Origin of the sequence: Pseudothermotoga elfii DSM 9442 = NBRC 107921 (assembly GCF_000504085.1) — a bacterium.
Taxonomy (GTDB): domain Bacteria; phylum Thermotogota; class Thermotogae; order Thermotogales; family DSM-5069; genus Pseudothermotoga_B; species Pseudothermotoga_B elfii.
The window spans coordinates 570,130-586,890 of the sequence record NC_022792.1; the positions used below are offsets into that span (position 1 = coordinate 570,130).

At 38.7% G+C, this 16,761-nt stretch carries 19 protein-coding genes and 1 tRNA gene; 13 read left to right on the forward strand and 7 right to left on the reverse strand.

Annotated elements, in window-relative coordinates:
• Window positions 1-1,215, forward strand: coding sequence for an ATP-dependent Clp protease ATP-binding subunit ClpX (gene clpX / locus TEL01S_RS02710; RefSeq protein ID WP_012002594.1), 1,215 nt, complete (start codon window positions 1-3; stop codon window positions 1,213-1,215).
• Entirely contained in the window at window positions 1,215-2,207 is a 993-nt protein-coding gene (tsaD, locus tag TEL01S_RS02715) for a tRNA (adenosine(37)-N6)-threonylcarbamoyltransferase complex transferase subunit TsaD (protein ID WP_012002595.1), read from the forward strand. Before clpX ends, tsaD begins: the two co-directional genes overlap by 1 nt.
• On the opposite strand, the gene TEL01S_RS02720 is transcribed toward tsaD, so the two are convergent.
• Together TEL01S_RS02720 and TEL01S_RS02725 are read right to left on the reverse strand one after the other, a co-directional pair.
• Complete coding sequence (locus TEL01S_RS02720; protein WP_038051216.1) at window positions 2,173-2,430, reverse strand: DUF370 domain-containing protein; 258 nt, start codon at window positions 2,428-2,430, stop codon at window positions 2,173-2,175. The genes tsaD and TEL01S_RS02720 overlap by 35 nt on opposite strands.
• A 12-nt stretch (window positions 2,431-2,442) precedes the next feature.
• Window positions 2,443-2,901, reverse strand: a complete 459-nt coding sequence (locus TEL01S_RS02725; RefSeq protein ID WP_051366158.1) for a flavin reductase family protein — start codon at window positions 2,899-2,901, stop codon at window positions 2,443-2,445.
• 40 nt (window positions 2,902-2,941) lie between these two features.
• Here TEL01S_RS02725 and TEL01S_RS02730 point away from each other — a divergent pair, with 40 nt between their 5' ends.
• The 8 genes from TEL01S_RS02730 (at window position 2,942) to TEL01S_RS02760 (ending at window position 8,787) form a co-directional block, all read left to right on the forward strand.
• Window positions 2,942-3,862, forward strand: a complete 921-nt coding sequence (locus tag TEL01S_RS02730) for an ABC transporter ATP-binding protein (RefSeq protein WP_012002598.1) — start codon at window positions 2,942-2,944, stop codon at window positions 3,860-3,862.
• An 11-nt stretch (window positions 3,863-3,873) separates the two neighbouring features.
• On the forward strand, window positions 3,874-5,040 hold the full coding sequence (locus TEL01S_RS02735; protein WP_012002599.1) for an ABC transporter permease: 1,167 nt from the start codon (window positions 3,874-3,876) through the stop codon (window positions 5,038-5,040).
• The gene (locus TEL01S_RS02740; RefSeq protein ID WP_012002600.1) at window positions 5,033-6,088 is read left to right on the forward strand and encodes an ABC transporter permease; all 1,056 of its coding nucleotides are present in this window, start codon (window positions 5,033-5,035) and stop codon (window positions 6,086-6,088) included. The genes TEL01S_RS02735 and TEL01S_RS02740 overlap by 8 nt, the downstream gene beginning before the upstream one ends.
• 11 nt (window positions 6,089-6,099) lie before the next feature.
• Complete coding sequence (locus TEL01S_RS11140) at window positions 6,100-6,294, forward strand: DUF6485 family protein (protein WP_012002601.1); 195 nt, start codon at window positions 6,100-6,102, stop codon at window positions 6,292-6,294.
• 334 nt (window positions 6,295-6,628) lie between these two features.
• Window positions 6,629-6,958, forward strand: coding sequence for an HD-GYP domain-containing protein (locus TEL01S_RS02745; RefSeq protein ID WP_228369043.1), 330 nt, complete (start codon window positions 6,629-6,631; stop codon window positions 6,956-6,958).
• Between the two features lie 310 nt (window positions 6,959-7,268).
• Window positions 7,269-7,346, forward strand: a tRNA-Asp gene (locus TEL01S_RS02750).
• A gap of 52 nt (window positions 7,347-7,398) precedes the next feature.
• Entirely contained in the window at window positions 7,399-7,941 is a 543-nt protein-coding gene (locus TEL01S_RS02755; RefSeq protein ID WP_012002602.1) for a hypothetical protein, read from the forward strand.
• 3 nt (window positions 7,942-7,944) lie between these two features.
• A complete protein-coding gene (locus tag TEL01S_RS02760; protein WP_028843389.1) occupies window positions 7,945-8,787 on the forward strand; it encodes a hypothetical protein in 843 nt (280 codons plus the stop codon).
• A 4-nt stretch (window positions 8,788-8,791) separates the two neighbouring features.
• Here the strand turns inward: TEL01S_RS02760 and TEL01S_RS02765 are convergent, their stop codons facing one another.
• Together TEL01S_RS02765 and TEL01S_RS02770 are read right to left on the reverse strand one after the other, a co-directional pair.
• Window positions 8,792-9,790, reverse strand: coding sequence for a D-cysteine desulfhydrase family protein (locus TEL01S_RS02765; protein WP_012002604.1), 999 nt, complete (start codon window positions 9,788-9,790; stop codon window positions 8,792-8,794).
• Entirely contained in the window at window positions 9,791-10,900 is a 1,110-nt protein-coding gene (locus TEL01S_RS02770; protein WP_028843388.1) for an alanyl-tRNA editing protein, read from the reverse strand.
• A gap of 59 nt (window positions 10,901-10,959) precedes the next feature.
• Here TEL01S_RS02770 and TEL01S_RS02775 point away from each other — a divergent pair, with 59 nt between their 5' ends.
• Genes TEL01S_RS02775 through TEL01S_RS02785 form a run of 3 tightly spaced genes read left to right on the forward strand, consistent with a single transcriptional unit; the run spans window position 10,960 to window position 14,037 of the window.
• The gene (locus TEL01S_RS02775; RefSeq protein ID WP_012002606.1) at window positions 10,960-12,117 is read left to right on the forward strand and encodes a DUF401 family protein; all 1,158 of its coding nucleotides are present in this window, start codon (window positions 10,960-10,962) and stop codon (window positions 12,115-12,117) included.
• An 18-nt stretch (window positions 12,118-12,135) separates the two neighbouring features.
• Window positions 12,136-12,813, forward strand: a complete 678-nt coding sequence (locus tag TEL01S_RS02780) for a DUF47 domain-containing protein (RefSeq protein WP_012002607.1) — start codon at window positions 12,136-12,138, stop codon at window positions 12,811-12,813.
• An 18-nt stretch (window positions 12,814-12,831) separates the two neighbouring features.
• Window positions 12,832-14,037, forward strand: coding sequence for an inorganic phosphate transporter (locus TEL01S_RS02785; protein ID WP_012002608.1), 1,206 nt, complete (start codon window positions 12,832-12,834; stop codon window positions 14,035-14,037).
• Here TEL01S_RS02785 and TEL01S_RS02790 read toward each other — a convergent pair.
• The 3 genes from TEL01S_RS02790 to TEL01S_RS02800 are packed head-to-tail and all read right to left on the reverse strand — an operon-like array spanning window position 14,030 to window position 16,697.
• Window positions 14,030-14,347, reverse strand: coding sequence for a hypothetical protein (locus TEL01S_RS02790; RefSeq protein ID WP_012002609.1), 318 nt, complete (start codon window positions 14,345-14,347; stop codon window positions 14,030-14,032). The genes TEL01S_RS02785 and TEL01S_RS02790 overlap by 8 nt on opposite strands.
• Entirely contained in the window at window positions 14,344-16,263 is a 1,920-nt protein-coding gene (gene feoB, locus TEL01S_RS02795; protein ID WP_012002610.1) for a ferrous iron transport protein B, read from the reverse strand. The genes TEL01S_RS02790 and feoB overlap by 4 nt, the downstream gene beginning before the upstream one ends.
• Window positions 16,260-16,697, reverse strand: coding sequence for a FeoA family protein (locus TEL01S_RS02800; protein WP_012002611.1), 438 nt, complete (start codon window positions 16,695-16,697; stop codon window positions 16,260-16,262). Before TEL01S_RS02800 ends, feoB begins: the two co-directional genes overlap by 4 nt.
• Window positions 16,698-16,761: the final 64 nt, after the last annotated feature.

Here is a 16,761-nt window from a genome sequence, read left to right on the forward strand (position 1 = left end):
TTGGCAGAAAAATTCTGTTCTTTTTGTGGAAGATCTGCAAATCAAGTGAATAAATTAATAGCTGGGCCCAATGCATATATATGCGACGAATGTGTTGAGCTTTTCCATGATTTATTAGTCACCGACAAAAGGGTTAAAAGAGAAAAGAGGCGCGAGTTGCCAAAACCGGCTGAGATAAAAGCCGAGTTAGATAAATATGTTATAGGTCAGGAAAAGGCGAAACGTGTAATTTCAGTTGCTGTTTATAATCATTATAAAAGAGTATTTTACGAGAGTGATAATGATGATGTTGAAATAGAGAAATCCAACATCATGTTAATTGGTCCAACTGGAAGTGGAAAAACTCTGATAGCAAGAGTTCTGGCAAAAATCCTTGATGTTCCTTTCGCTATTGCAGACGCGACACCTTTAACAGAAGCCGGTTACGTAGGCGAAGATGTGGAAAATGTCATATTGAGACTGCTTGAAGTGGCGCATTTTGATGTGGAGAGAACACAGTATGGGATCGTCTACATAGACGAAATTGACAAAATTGCGAGGAAATCTCCCAACCCATCTATAACAAGAGATGTCTCGGGCGAGGGTGTTCAGCAGGCACTTTTAAAAATTGTTGAGGGAACAGTTGCAAACGTACCACCGCAGGGGGGGAGGAAACATCCTTATCAGGAGTTCATAAAAGTCGATACTTCTAATATATTATTTATAGTTGGTGGAGCTTTTGATGGACTTGAAGAAATCGTGAAAAGGCGCATACAAGACTCTTCAATGGGATTCGGGGCGGATATAAAGAGCAAAAAGCGTATGAGGCTTGGTGAAATTCTTTCTCACGTGGTACCTGATGATCTTGTTCAATATGGGATGATTCCAGAGTTTGTTGGACGTTTCCCGGTGATAGCCACACTTGATGATCTTACTGAGGAAGATCTGGTAAGAATTTTGAATGAGCCTAAAAATGCCATTGTAAAACAATACAAAAAATTATTTCAGCTTGACAATATAGAGCTGGAGATAACAAAAGATGCACTTTACGCTATTGCCAGAAAAGCACTTACGAAAGGAACAGGGGCACGTGCATTAAAAGGTGTTTTCGAAGAAGTAATGATAGATGTGATGTTCGAGATACCTTCGACAAAAAATGTCGAGAAAGTGGTTGTGACAAGAGAATCTGTTGAAGGAAAGGAAAAACCAAGAATAGTTATGAGGGAGATAGCTTAGTGCCATCAATTCTCGCGATTGAAACCTCGTGTGACGAGACATCAGTTTCTATTTTGAAAGATAATCAGATACTTTCGAATATTATTTCATCCCAGATAGATATTCATGCTGTTTTTGGTGGTGTCGTGCCAGAAGTTGCAGCAAGACACCATTTGAAAAACCTGCCACTCGTTTTTGAAAAGGCTATTCAGCAGGCAGATATTTCACTTTCCCAAATTGACGCAATAGCTGTTACAACTGGACCAGGTCTTGCAGGAAGCTTACTTGTTGGAATCTCTTTTGCCAAAGGTGTAGCGATAGCCTTGGAAAAACCGCTGATCGGTGTTAATCACCTGCTGGCTCATGTTTTTGCTGCAAAACTGGCTTTTTCTGAGCTTGAGCCGCCCTATTTGGCATTGCTTGTTTCTGGTGGGCATACGGAACTTCTCATGTTTGAGAACTCTTCAATTAACCCTGTTTTGCTTGGAAGAACACTTGATGATGCTGCAGGAGAGGCCTTCGATAAGGTGGCAAGGCTTCTTGAAATTGGATATCCCGGTGGTCCGGCGATAGAACAGCTCTCTTTAACGGGAAACCCTTATAAATATCGATTTCCGAGAGCAATGTTGGAGGAAGGCAACTTGAATTTCAGCTTCTCGGGGGTAAAAACATCGGTTTTGTATACATTAAAAGAAAATGAGAAAATTTGCAAGCCTGATATAGCAGCTTCCTTTCAGGAAGCAGTAGTAGATGTTCTTATCGAAAAAACAGCCATGGCTGTTAGAATGACAGGTATGAAAAAAGTTGTGGTTGTGGGGGGCGTTGCAGCAAACTCAAGACTCAGGGAAAAAATAACCTTCTGGGCAAAGGAAAATGATCTTCAGATATACATTCCTCCTAAAAACTTGTGTACCGATAATGCTGCAATGGTTGCAAGAGCAGCAATAGATCTTATGAAAAATGAAAGTTATGCCTCACTCAATGTGACTGCTGATCCTGCTCTTTCTTTTTAAGAAGCTTCTGCCTAACCTTGTTTACTTTTTCACCAAGCAGAAAAACATGGCCACTATCTGTAATCACGACAGTTCTTGCCTGTGCACCATAAGTAAGGTTAAGTGTCTTGTTCGAAAAATTTGCTGCTTCTCTCATCTGCTTTGCCATTACACTGTTCAGCGGCATTACTGCTTTGACTCTATCTTTGTTCACAAATACACCTCTGGTTATCTGAATGAACATTGTGATCTCTCCTTAAAACCAGTCTCGCATGGAGAAAATCATTGGTTCTCCATTTTTCAAAACTTTATGGTTTAAAACAGTGGCATTGTAGATCACGTGATCTCCCGATGAAAGTTTTCCAGACAGTTCGCATTCGAAATAAGCCAGGATTCCATTAACGATTGGGAGCTTGAGCTTTTCACTCTCAAACCAATCAACTATGGAAAATTTGTTGATATCTCTGCTCGATTGATAACCAAATATTTTAGCGATATCTTTTTGAGAATTATCAAGTACCTGAATTGAAAATTTTCCGCTTTTTTCTATTAATTCTGCGGTTCTTCTATCAGGACCAAGAGAAACAGCTATCATTGCTGGTTTGAAAGAAGATTGCATAACCCAGGCGGCCGTTAAGCCTGCCAGTTGATTTTCACAACGTGTTGATACAAGGTAAACACCCTGCAACAAATAATCAAAAGCACTCTTTCTCATTAGACCACCCTGCTAATATACTACCATAAGGGGGGATGGGATGAAAGCGATAATTGTCAAAAATCTCAAAAAATACTACGGAGCGGTTAAAGCTGTTGATGATATAAGTTTTGATGTGAACCAGGGTGAAGTGGTTGCTCTGCTTGGGCCCAATGGTGCTGGCAAGACGACGACTATTGAGATACTCGAAGGCCTCAGAAAAAAAGATAGCGGAGAAATTTACTACTTTGACAGAAAAGTTGATCATATAGATAAAGAGATAAAAAAGCGAATAGGGGTCCAGCTCCAAAAAACAGCTTTTTTCGAATATCTCACGGTTCAGGAAACTGTGGAACTTTTTGCCGGTCTCTATGATATGAAAGTTGATAAAAAAACACTTAAAAATCTTGTGGAGCTCGTTTCACTTGGTGAGAAAGCTAAAAGCCGGGTGAAAAATCTTTCCGGTGGACAGCTCCAAAGATTGGCGCTTATAACGGCTCTCGTTAATGAACCTGAGATTATATTCCTTGATGAACCAACGACAGGCCTCGATCCACAGGCGCGCAGATATGTTTGGCAAATTATAGAAACACTCAAAAAACAGGGAAAAACAATTCTGCTGACAACCCATTATATGGAGGAAGCAGAAAGACTCGCTGACAGAGTTTTAATAATGGATCACGGAAAAATAATTGCCTCAGGTACTGTTTGGCAACTGGTTGAATCTTTGAATATGGATAGTTATATTGAGTTTACTGTAGATGATGCGGAGAAAATAGCAGAATTGAGAAAAGAAATTGATGGAATGGAGATTTTAGAAGAACAGAGGGCGGCATTAGCCACAAATGATGTCGAAGAAACTATTCAGGTGTTGTTGAACAGAGTAAAGCAAATGGGATTTCAAATCGATAACATAACAATTAGAAGGCCAAATCTTGAGGATGTTTTCCTGCATCTGACAGGCCGGTACCTCAGAGATTGAGGTGGACCGCGATGCGAATACTGAAGCTTTCTAAATTTCTCTTTTTCAATGAAATACGCGAATTTAATGGATTTTTTTGGCCAATAATTTTCCCTGGAATTCTTTTTTTTATACTCGTTTCGATATTTTCAGGTGTTTCAACGGAAAGCTACTCAACAACGTTCAGCTTGGCAATTGTTGAAGAAGAACAGCTTGCCGGATTTGGAAAAATTCTTGAAAGAGTGCTCGATCAGATTCGGCCCGATCCTTTTCAGGTGGCGTATTTCCAATCTTTTGAAGAGGCAGAAAAAGCGTTGAAAAGCAAAAAGGTGGATTTGATTCTGCGCATCCCTGAAGGTTTTAACGTCAAACTAATGCGGGCTGTGTTATTTTCCGATGCGCCGGCAAAGATTGATCTGTATACACTTTCGAATTACTATGAATCTTCAACAGCTGCGCAGATATTAAGTATGATCTTTCAGCAAGTAGATTTGAGCATATCCAGGCAGATGAAAAATCAATCTGCAGAATATGTCTCAGTTGAGGCAAAAACTGTGGCTGTTGAAAAAGAAACCGAAAATGAATTTCATTATGCTACATATATTTTCCCCGGCATACTGCTGATGTCTGTTCTTTCTATAGCTGTGTTTAACTTACCGTTGACGCTTATTTACAATAGATATGAGGGAATAAACAAAAAATTGCACACTACTCCGGTTGGTGTGCTCGATTACTTCACTTCATTAAGTTTGAGTCTTGTCTCGATGATGATTATCTCATGTGTGGTGGTTTATTCGATGGGCATCTTTATTTACGGTGTAAGCCATAATTGTTTAAGTGGGGAATTTCTGGTTAAATTGTTTTATGCAATGATAGTCTGTTCGGGTTTGGGGATAATGATAGCATCATTCTGCAAAAAAATTTCGACTGCGATGGTTATTTCTCAGATATCTTACCAGATTTTGATGTTCCTTGGTAGCTTTTATTTTCCTGTTTTGAATTATAATATGCCTGAGTTCTTGAAAGTGATCGCCAGAATGCTGCCAACCACATATCTGGTTGAAGATCTCAGGGTTTCTCTCGGGTATAATTTCTACTCTTTCTCTGCCTTTGATCTGTGGGTACTCCCGGGTATTTGGTTTGCCATCTCCATGCTTATTTTTATGGTAAATTTCAAGAAGGTGATGGGATATGAGTAGACAATTTAGCAGCTTTCTTAAAGCATATATCTTGGAATCTTTGAGAAATTCTGTTGAGTTATTTTTTTCTGTTCTTTTTCCAATAGTCTTTCTTGTAATATTTGGGTTCATGTTTTCAGATACATCTCCATCAAATAAAACTTTGGGAGTTTTTTTTGACAGAGAGATTTATTACTCAGAACTTGAAAAGCTTGAGAACTGGGAATTGAAATCATACAGTGATACAGAACAATTACTCACAGATATCAAAAACGGAAAAATTCCACTCGGGGTAGTTGTTAAAGATGAAAATGTAATACTTTACTATAGCCGGAGTGAAGTATCTATCCTCGGAGATATGAAAATTTTGCAATCATCTCTTGTTCCCATAGTTGAGAAAGCTCTGAATTCTGCAAAACAATATCTTGCGGTAAATGTATCTCAGATTAGCCAGACTGGAATAGATGTATCGGAATTCGATTACATGATGATGGGGGTTATCGCATTATCTTTGTTCTCCAACGGCATGTTTTCGATGGTAACAGTTTTTGGTAGGTATAAAAAGCAGAATGTTCTCAAACGCCTTATGACAACAGGTGCTGATCCTATGAATATACTGGTGAGCATCTCGTTTGTAAGGCTTGTTATGAGCTTTATATCGCTCGCTATGATCCTCTTCATATCCAAATTAATTTTTAGAAGCAACATACAATTTAACTGGTTTTTCTTAGTACCTTCGATTGTTTTTGTTACCCTTGGCATGATGGCAATAGGAATCTTAATCGTTGTCCTTTTGAAAAATCCAAATGCTGCTTCAAATGCCGCTTCTGTCATGAATGTGATCATGGTGTTTTTTTCTGGTATTTATTTTCCCGTAAGATTTATGCCGCCGTACATTCGCTGGATTGCTCACATCTCTCCTGTGAAATATGCGGCAGATCTTTTGAGATTTGCAGCCAATGCTCAGCAGATGAGTTTTGCATTTTACTTGATAGTAAACTCCGTTTTCTTTGCCTGTGGCATAATAGGGTTGATATTTTCTTCCAAGATGTTCATGAAGCCCGAATAGGAGGAATACCTGTGAATTGCGTAAACAAGGAAAGAAACCTCAAAAAGTGCAATTGTTCTTATCCCGGCTGCCCCCGAAAAGGAATTTGCTGTGAATGTCTTTCTTACCATCGGTCTCATGGTGAATTACCGGCGTGTTATTTTTCTGACGAAGATGAAAAAAGTTGGAATAGGTCAATAGAGTATTTTGTTTCGAAAAATAAATAGCCTTGAGTGATACCACTTGAGAAAGTTATTGCGCCTTTTCTTGTGCTCTTTTGCTACTTGGATTTGTGAATAGTAGATGGTAGATCGAGAGCTACTTAAATAAAGCAACTTTCCCGGAATATCCTCGAATCGCAAATATATAGCGAAGGATCTGAGTGTTATTTTCACTGAAATGATATGTTTGAAGCATTATCAAAAAAATTTCTGGAAGCTTCAATACGTGTTTGGGCTTTCCGGCGTTTTCTTGTCTCTTAAGTATTTATCAGCTTCGGTTATTCAGTATTTTGCGCCAGCTTTGCATCATATATAACGCTTAAAAGGACACCTGTCTTTCATCTCACCTTCAAAAGAATGGGCTTTCTCTACGGAAGGTAAAGAAGAAAAATTTTCAAATGAAGGATTTGAAGTCATGAAAATTCATTCAGTGATAAGGGCTCAAATTGTTGAAAGGTTTCTCGAACTGAAAAAAATTGCTCAGATTATCAGGCGTCATCAGGAGCACATGAATGGTTCTGGTTATCCAGAAGGGCTCAGAGGTGATCAAATACCTTTTTATCTCAGGTGCTCGCTGTTTGTGATGTTTAAGCACTTTGATAGGAAACAGACCTTAAGAAAGGCTTATTCATCTGTTCAGGCTCTAAAAATCGTGAAAAAATGCCATTAAATCAATCTTTCGTTGATAGTTTGAATAAATGTATTGCCAGAAAATGGCTGCAGATGGAGATTAGATTTATCCCTGTTGAAGTTTCGTGCGCACGCCAGTGTTTCCATAATATAATATACGGAACGGTAAATCAGAAAAATTGAAATTAAATCTTTTAGAGAACGATTTCTCGATGTTTTGAGAGCAAATAAACTGTTCAAACAGAGTGAAATATGTGGTTGTATTAGAGTTTTTACGGCCATTTTACTGAAGAGAAATCTGATAAGGTACTTGACTTTCTACCGATTTTCTGTCAAAATAAATTGGTGTTGGGGACGTGGTGCAGCTTGGTTAGCATGCCGGTCTGTCACACCGGTGGCCGCGGGTTCAAGTCCCGTCGTCCCCGCCAGAGGGAGGCAAATGCCTCCCTTTTATGTTATAATTCAGTTAGAGGTGACTGCGTGAAGCTTCTTCTTGGGAGACAGATTGTCCTGAAGGAATTTCCTCTTATAGATCTGGTGATATCATGGATTGAAGAGCCAGTTGCTGGAGCTCTTGCCTATCTCATCGGTAGCGATAGAGGCTATATGTATATACTTGCTAATTCTGAAGATATACATTACGGCAGCGGACTTGATTATCTTGACACAATTTACGGTAAGATAGCCGTAATTTGTTCTGATAAAGATCTATCGTGGAAGGTATTCAAAAGTGCAAAAACCCATGAAGCCTTGCTTGCTGTGGTTTTTAAGTATCTGGAAAGCTATGATGATTTATTTTTGACCAAAACTATTTGCTGGGGGTCCAGCCGCGAGTTCAATATACCAGTTGTTTTAATTGCAAATTATAAGGGAAATTTACATCATCAGCTGTGTGTGCCAAGTCAGGGAGAAGATAGATCAGGAATAATTTTTGATTCGACAACCACATGCGTGGTAGAAGCGAATATGTTTGAAACTGACGATGGAGTGATGTTCCGTATCCGAAGTTTCGCTGAGGGCTGATTTTTGGTGAACCTGGTTCGATTTTTCTTACGTTTTTTGCTTAACGATACAAAGTTGAGATATTATTCGAAGTTTTTAGAAGAGCCACTGCAAAAGATGACGTCTGGAAATGTCGTGAGAGTAGCTGTCATACAGATGAATTATTCTCCGGTGTCTGGAATAGGTAATTTCGTAGAGTTGATAAATCAATACCTGGAAAAAATGAGAAATTTCTCTCCACAGATAATTGTCTTTCCAAATCTATTGGACACAATTATATTTGGTACATTTCCCGCTTTCTTTTATTTAAAAGGCCGGCGCACCGTTAAATTGATTAAATCGTGCTCTTCGATAACGAGTTATGCATGTGAGAAAATCATGGCAGAGCTTTCGAATAAGTGGCAATGTACTGTTGTTTTTGGAACAACAGTTGGACAATTTGTTTATCACTGTGGTGTCAAACAGAAAAACGTTTTCAGCACTTCAAATTATAAAATTGCAGTACTGCCCAAGCGAGATATAGTTAATAGTGAGAAGCTGGAAAGATACATTAAAGATGGAGTCAGGATAATAGCGACCACTGGATGCGGTGTGGTGGATTTCAATGAATGGGACGACAGGTTTTCCATGTGGGTTCATTCTCAAATGGTTGGTTTTTACGGCTTGTGGTCTCTTATGAGTGGTATAGTTTTTGGGAAAGAAATCAAAGGAAGAGCCTGTGTAACAGCCCCTGTACCAATAACGAGATCCCAGGATGGGTACATAGTAAAGAGCGATACACTGCAGGGTGATGTAGTTTTGCTGGCAGAACTGGATATGCAAAAAATAGATTTTTTTCTTCTGTCAAGAGCAGTTTCTATTTACTAATTTTTCATGCTTCAGTAAATTTTGCTGCCTGAGCAAAGAGCCCAAAGATCCCTCCTGTGTGAATAAATAAAACAGTCTGATTTTCCTTGGAAATCTCCAGCATGCCTCTGAATGCCTTGGCTGTGTACACAGGATCAAGTATTATACCTTCTTTACAAGCAACATATTTTATACATTTGATATCTGATTCTGATGGAATGGCGTAAGCTGGTCCACTGAAATCATCAATTATTTTTATTTCTTCTCTATCAACGCATGTATCGATGCCGTACTGCTTCATGCCTTTTATTATTTCAAAAACAGTATTTGTAAATTCTTCCCTGCTGGTCTTTGTCACATTAATGCCGATCACTTTGGTTTTATATCCCATATATCTGAACCCAGACAGTAAACCTGCGTAAGTTCCACCACTACCCACTGCACAATACACAGCATCTACTTCATTTAAATCGATTTGCGAAGCCATCTCTGATGCAGCAAGGAGATATCCCATTGCTCCAAGTGAATTTGAACCACCAACTGGTATTGTGTAAACTCTGTGCGATTTTTTCTCGTAGTGTTTCTTGTATTCTTCATACACTTCTTCAATTCTTGCATAGTCTTTTGAATTGACAATAACTATTTCTGCTCCAAGCAATTTGCATAGCAGGAAGTTGCCATTGCTGTGCATTGCCTCGTCTGTTTTGAAAACTGATTGCATTTTGTTATCCAGAAGATCTGGTGGATTCTCTCTCAGAAATAAAACGGGTTTTAATCCAAGTTTAACAGCCATGTGGGCTGTAGCACGGGCGTGATTTGATTGAATTCCTCCACACGTAAACACCACATCGCAGTTTTTTCTCAATGCATCGGCAAGAAGAAACTCAAGTTTTCTTATTTTATTTCCGCTTGAAATAAATTCGGTCATGTCATCTCTTTTCACATATATATTTCTTCCATACTGTTTACTCAATCTTGACAAAAACTCAACAGGCGTGGGAAGTTTCGCAAAAGAAAGTTTCATTTATATCACCCCTAAATAGTTATCAATCAATGAGAAAATTTTGTTTATTGGTGCAGATGTCTTCAATGAACCTTTTTTGGTTCCACCGCCACCAGCTCCTTGAGTTTTTTCCCTCAAAAAAGCTATCAATTTTGAACAGTCTATTTTTTCTGAGCTGAACTGATATCCGTCTGACGTTTTACAGATCAGTAAATCACCCTGAAAATATTTTGGCAAAAACCTGGCAACATCGTCAAAGCCATTATAGACTGAGACATTTATTCCTTTTATTTTGTGCGTTTCGAGATCTTTCGATAGATATTTTGCATATTCTTCAGATATGCGATTTATTAACGCTGCCTGGTCCTTAACTTTCTCAAGCAGGATCCGAGTGCGCGCAGGCATTTCGCCAACAGAGCTTGTTAAAAGTGTTGAAAGCTCTCTTAACACAGAAACTCTAATTGAATAATCTCTCAAAGCTCTGTTACCAGCTAAAAAATATACTCTTGTCAAAGTTTTTTTGACTTTTTCCCATGAAACAATTTTAATAATACCGATTTCACCAGTGTTTGAAACATGAAAACCTGCACACGCTGATAAATCGAAATCCCCGATTTTGACAACTCGAACAATCTCACCAACTTTTTCACTCAGAGATTTTCTGAGATTTAAATTCCTTGCAGATTCTATATTTGTCTCGACTATCTCTACTTTTATACAACTCCTCACAATCTCATTTGCCATTTCTTCCACTTCCTGAAGAACCACCTCTGTAATCTGAGGAACATCCAGATCAATTGTTGAGAATTCTTCTCCCATGTGAAAGCTTAAAGTCTGAATATCTGCTACTCTGAGAAAAGATGCCGAGAGGATGTGCTGTGCAGAATGCTGAATAGCTATATCTTTACGTCTTAGATAATCGATTTCAAAGGTGTGTTCACCAGGTTCAACAGGTGCATCAAGAATGTGACATATTAATCCTTCCCTTTCTTCAACACCCAGAACCAATGCTGTATCTATTTTTCCTCTATCTCCAAGCTGACCGCCTTTTCCATCGGGGTAAAACGGACTTTTCTCAGCAAAGGCAAGAAATTTATCGTTTTCTTCACGAACTTTTTTTATCTTGATCATACGTTTTTACCTCCTTCGCTTGTAAAATATTCCCAGCGCTAAATTGAGGGGGTCTGAATTTGGTAACCGCTTCTGTTATGATATCGCTTTTTACTATAATCTTACTTCAAAGATTCACAAAAATCCTCATAATATCTATGATATCAGGTTTCATGGTCTTTGCTTTGTTCAATAGGCAGATCTTCTTTCATATGATCAAATTGTTAGGTGCTTCACTGAGTGATGGGTCTTTTTTAACATTAATACCAAGTATTTTTTTGATATATTTTCTTGGGGAGTTGATGAGTGTTTCGAGAGATTCTGATGGATTCTCACAATCCGTGCAGAAACTCTTTGAGGGTTCACGGGGTGCATCGGTTTTTATACCAGCCATTGTAGGCTTGATGCCTATGCCAGCTGGTGCGATGTTTACCGCTCCGATGATTGACCAGATAGGTTCTGACATGAGTAAGCTTGAAAAAACAACTGTGAATTATTGGTTCAGGCACTGTCTTGAGTTTTTTTGGCCAGTCTATCCTGCCATGTATTTGCTGGCCAGTTTAATAAATATGCCGATAGGAGTTGTTTCTCTAAGATTGTTTCCCCTGTTTCTTGTTGCGTTCTTATCAGGATGGGTTTTTTTCAATGGATTCAATTTTCCAAAGTTGAAAAACTTAGAATTGAGTGAATGGAAAAAATTATGGCCTATAGCTGTGATTCTTTCAACAGGGTTAATGATCTTGTTGTTCAAGTTAGAAGGGTGGGTCGCACTGACAATTGCCACCGTATTTTATGCATCAATACGTAACAAATATATCTTAGAAGCCTTCAAGAGGGCAGTTAGAAAACTTGATATTATTTTCATATTGATAATCGTTTTCCTTTATAAGCATTCTATGATTGATTTACAAATAGGACAGAAAATGAGTGAGGAACTTTCAAAAATCGGGTTCAACGTGTTGTTGATAGCTATACTACTGCCTCTTATAACCGGCATGTCAACAGGGCTGACCCATGCCGCTCTTGGAATTTCACTACCAATAGTAATGAGTATGGGTGGTTATCGTCTCGGTTTAGTGACATATGTTTTTTCCGTCACAGGTGTTTTGCTCTCACCAGTTCATCTGTGTCTTGTTTTGACAGCAAACTATTTCAAGGTTGATTTTATCAAGGTGCTTGGAAAAATTTTAATACCTATACTAATTATTTCAGTCATAACGGTGGTTTTTTATCCTTAAATTGGGGAGGAGACAGGTATGACAAGGTTTATAGATAAGATGTTTCCAAAACAATCTCCACTTAGATTGCTTTATGAACACGCCCTTTTAACAAAAAAAGTTTCGCAATTCATAGTACCCGCTTTGAAAAACTATTTCGAAGATTTGCCGGTTGAAAAGATGAGCGAAGAAGTTGATGTACTCGAAGACAAGGCAGATGAAATAAAAATTCTTATCAGGGAGAGTTATACAAAACTCAAATTTGTTTATTTTGACAGGGTGGATATATTGACAATACTGCATGAAGAAGATGGTGTAATTGATGCAGTAGATGATTTTCTTAAAGCTTTGATGTTGAATAAGGTGGAGAAACCTGTTATTGCCGAAATTCAAAATATCATGATCGAACTTGCTGAAAGCTGTAGTGATGCTGTTGAAGGAATGGTGAAATCTGTTTCTGATCTGCTTTTATTAGTAGAATCTTCTTTTGCTCCATCTGTTGCTCTGGAAGAAGACAGGACAGCTACGAGAGTGGAATCAAATGAGTCTAACACCGACAAATTATCTTTGATAGCTGGAAAGAAGATTTTCTCCCTGAAAAATGCTATCCATCCTGTAGATATCTACTATCTTGAAAAGTTAATCAGATTGCTTACAAGAATTGCTGATCACGCTGAAAATGTGGCAGAGAGAGTACGAATGATAACACATATTTGATCTAAGGAGGACTGGACGATGGTTACATTAATTGCGTTTGGAACGGGCGTTGCTATGGCATTTGCCATAGGAGCAAATGATGTTGCTAATTCTATGGCAACGGCAGTGGGAGCAAAAGCAATTACTCCGAAACAGGCTGTTTTGATAGCGTCTGTTTTGGAATTCTTGGGAGCAGTTTTATTTGGATCTCACGTGACCTCCACAATAACGAAGGGAATTGTCAAGGTAGATATTGTGAATGATCCAAATACTCTGATGATAGGTGCTCTTGCGGCTCTTATCTCATCATCTGTTTGGGTTCTGGCGGCAACTTTCTGGGGTATGCCTGTTTCAACAACGCATTCCATTGTTGGCGGAATGGCTGGTTTTGGAATAGCTGCTGGTGGATGGAATGCAATACACTGGGCAAAGATGGTATCCATTGCGATGAGCTGGGTGATTTCTCCTCTGCTTGGAGGACTGCTTGCTTACGGAGTATTCAAATTAATATCACTTTTAGTGCTTCGTAGAGATAATCCTGTTCGAGCCGCCAAAAAAACCGGGCCTATAATAATCTGGGTCACATTTTTCATAATTGTGTACCTGTTTGCAGTTAAGACTGTGAAAATTGGTTATGGAAAAAGCTTCGTTTTCTCTTTTTCCGTTTCTGCACTGGCTATGATCGCAGGTTATTTTCTTCTCAAAAGAAATTCTCAAAAACACAACGCGGATCCTTATGATTTCGTCGAGAACATGTTCAGACGACTTCAAGTTATGACAAGCTGTTATGTGAGTTTTTCGCACGGTGCTAACGATGTTGCAAATGCGGTTGGCCCTGTGGTAGTCGTTTATTCTGTTATTAAGACAGGGATGGTCTCTTCACAAATACATACACCAATCTGGATACTTTTCCTTGGAGGCCTTGGAATTTCTATGGGCGTTCTATTTCTTGGATATAGAGTTATGAAAACCATTGGCAGTGATATAACCCCTCTGACCAATACGCGTGGCTTTTGTATAGATTTCTCTACAGCTTCTACCGTCTTAATGGCTTCGGTCCTTGGGTTCCCTGTTTCGACAACACACATTGTTGTCGGGTCTGTGGTAGGTGTTGGAATGGCCCGCGGCATTGAGGTTGTCAACGTCGGGGTGTTGAAAAATATCGTGCTTTCGTGGCTTTTTACAGTTCCACTTGCCGCAGTATTTTCAGCGATTTTGTTCAAATTGTTCACGCTAATCATTTAAATCTTTTTCTGTAGAAAATTGCCTGCAATAAACCGCATAATCCCATAATGATCGTTAGGTAATACGATGGTTCAGGCAATTCAAGTTTTGATATGCTGTACAATATCGAGAAAATTGAAAGCAAAAAAAGCAATCCCCCACCGACCATTAAATGTGCGTTTATTTTATCAGAATCTTTTTCAGAAACTCCGAATAGGAGAACGGATGAAAAAATGAGTACGCAGATTGAGAACATGGGGTCAATTTTTATAAGAAATGCAAAATTTATCAATGCGGCTATAAACTCAAGAATCAGAATGATTTTCTTCACAGAAAGATTCCTCCAATTAATCTAACAATATACGCCAGAAGATAGGCAATTGAAAAACTGTAAATTACTGAGATAAGAGCGTATTTCTTACCGAGTTCGCTTGATATCGAGCCAAGTGTGGCGAAACATGGTATATATGCCATTATGAAGATAAGCAGAGAGAATGCCGTTACTGAATCTATAGAATTTGCCAGAGCAATCCTGAATGATCCTTCATGACCAAAAAACATTCCAAAAGCTGAAACAATAACTTCTTTCGCTGCCACGCCGAAAATTAATGATGTACTTATTCTCCAGTCAAATCCAAGTGGCCTGAGAATGGTTTCAAGGAATTTTCCTATATACGAAGCAAAGGATTCTGATGGATTCATCGATGGAAAATACGAGAGTATCCACAGCAGGACCGATGCTACAAAAATTATGGTACCGGCTTTTATTAGAAAATGCTTTCCTCTGATCCATACGTACAGGGCAAGATTTTTGAACTTTGGCATTCGATATCTGGGAAGTTCGAGAATAAGGAATCCCGGTTGACCTTTGAAAAGAATCTTGTTAAGCAGCACAGAACTTATAAGTGTCACAGCTATGCTCAAAAGATACACAATAAAAACTATCAATCCTTTATTTTTGTCAAAAAAAATACTGGCGATTAAAAGATATACTGGTAGCCTTGCACTGCAGGATATAAAGGGAACTGACAAAACAGCGATTGTTCTTTCTCTTGAGTCAGATATACCACGTGTTGACATGATTGCCGGTACAGTGCACCCGAAACCAAGTAAAAAAGACATAAAAGATCTACCTGAGAGTTTCAATTTGTACATGATCCTATCCACTACGAAAGCAGCTCTGGGGAGGTATCCTGAATCTTCCATTATACCAAGAATTAGAAACAAACCAAAAATATTTGGTATAAACACCAGAACCGAGCCGATACCTGATATAATACCATCTGCCAAGAGTGAGGCTACAAGTCTGTTACCTATCGTATGCCTTAGAGTATCTGCTATCAGATTAAACGCATTTTCTATCAAATCGGAAAGTGGTTGAACGATCTCGAAAGAGAAGGTAAATGTAATATACATAAGAGCTAAAAAAACGGGTATACCTGTGTATTTGTGTGTTAATACATGATCAAGCGCCTCACTTATACTGAACTTTTGTTGAGAAAAGTTCATCACTTCTTTTAAGATCAAATCTATATGCTTATATTTTTCCCGAGCAATTTCTTCTCTCAATGCGCCAGCTTTTGATGATATTTCACCAATCAATTTTATTGTATCTGGATCTCCTTCGAGATATTTGATTGAAAGCCACCTGACCGGAAAAGTTCGTAGCTCAGGTTTGCTTTGGATACTTGATTCTATTTCCTCTATTTCATCTTCTATCTCTTTTTTGAGGGCGAACCTGACTGTTTTTTTCTGATCTGCCGCGACTTTCACTATGCTGTCCAAAAGCTCGTTGATTCCTTCGCCAGTTACAGCACTTGTCAAAATAACGGGAACGCCAAGATGTTTTGATAACTCTGACCTGTCAATGTGAATCCCACTTTTTTTTGCTTCATCTATAGCATTTACAACGAGAATAATTTTAACATCTAATTCTGCTGCTTCAAGGAAAAGATACAGCCCCTGCTTTAAAGAAAGGGAATCCGCGACAACAAGTAAAATATCCGGGGTGTTGTAGAGAAGGTAATCTCTTGCAATTTTCTCATCCAAACTGAAAGACGATAAACTGTATGTGCCGGGAAGATCAGTAAATGTAATCTGCATGCCTTTCCAATTTCTGATTCCCTCTTTGATGTCTACAGTCACACCTGCCCAGTTGGCTGTATATTGCCTTAATCCAGTCAAAGCATTGAATAGACTCGTTTTTCCAACATTTGGATTGCCACATAAAGCTACTCTCAAGCTCATTCTTCAATCCTCCTGAGGATAATCCTGCCTGACATCCCACGACCAACCTGGAAAGTCCCTTTATTCGTTTTAATAAGAAAAGGTTTTATAACTTCAACAATTGAACCATTTTCTACACCTATCTGCGCCATCTTATCTTTGAAAAATCTTCCACCTATTACATTTACTACACTGTAAATGCCCCTCGGAGCATTGGAAAGGTTAATAAGATTATCCTGTAATAGCACTTCTATCAAGTTTGCATCGTCATTTCTCAGTGTTATGAGTTTATCCATTATGTTATAAACACGAGGATCACCAAGAGGAGCAGCTCTTACGACCTTTACTGAAGCCCCGGGAATAAATCCAAGCGAAATCAGTCTTGCGCCGGCGGGGGAGTTATGTACAGATTTAATCGTTGCGAAAAATCCAACAGGGACTTCTGATAAAGACACCTTTTCACCCCCTTATTGAGATTCATTCTCAATAATACCACTTTTATCTGAAAAATCAAGATTT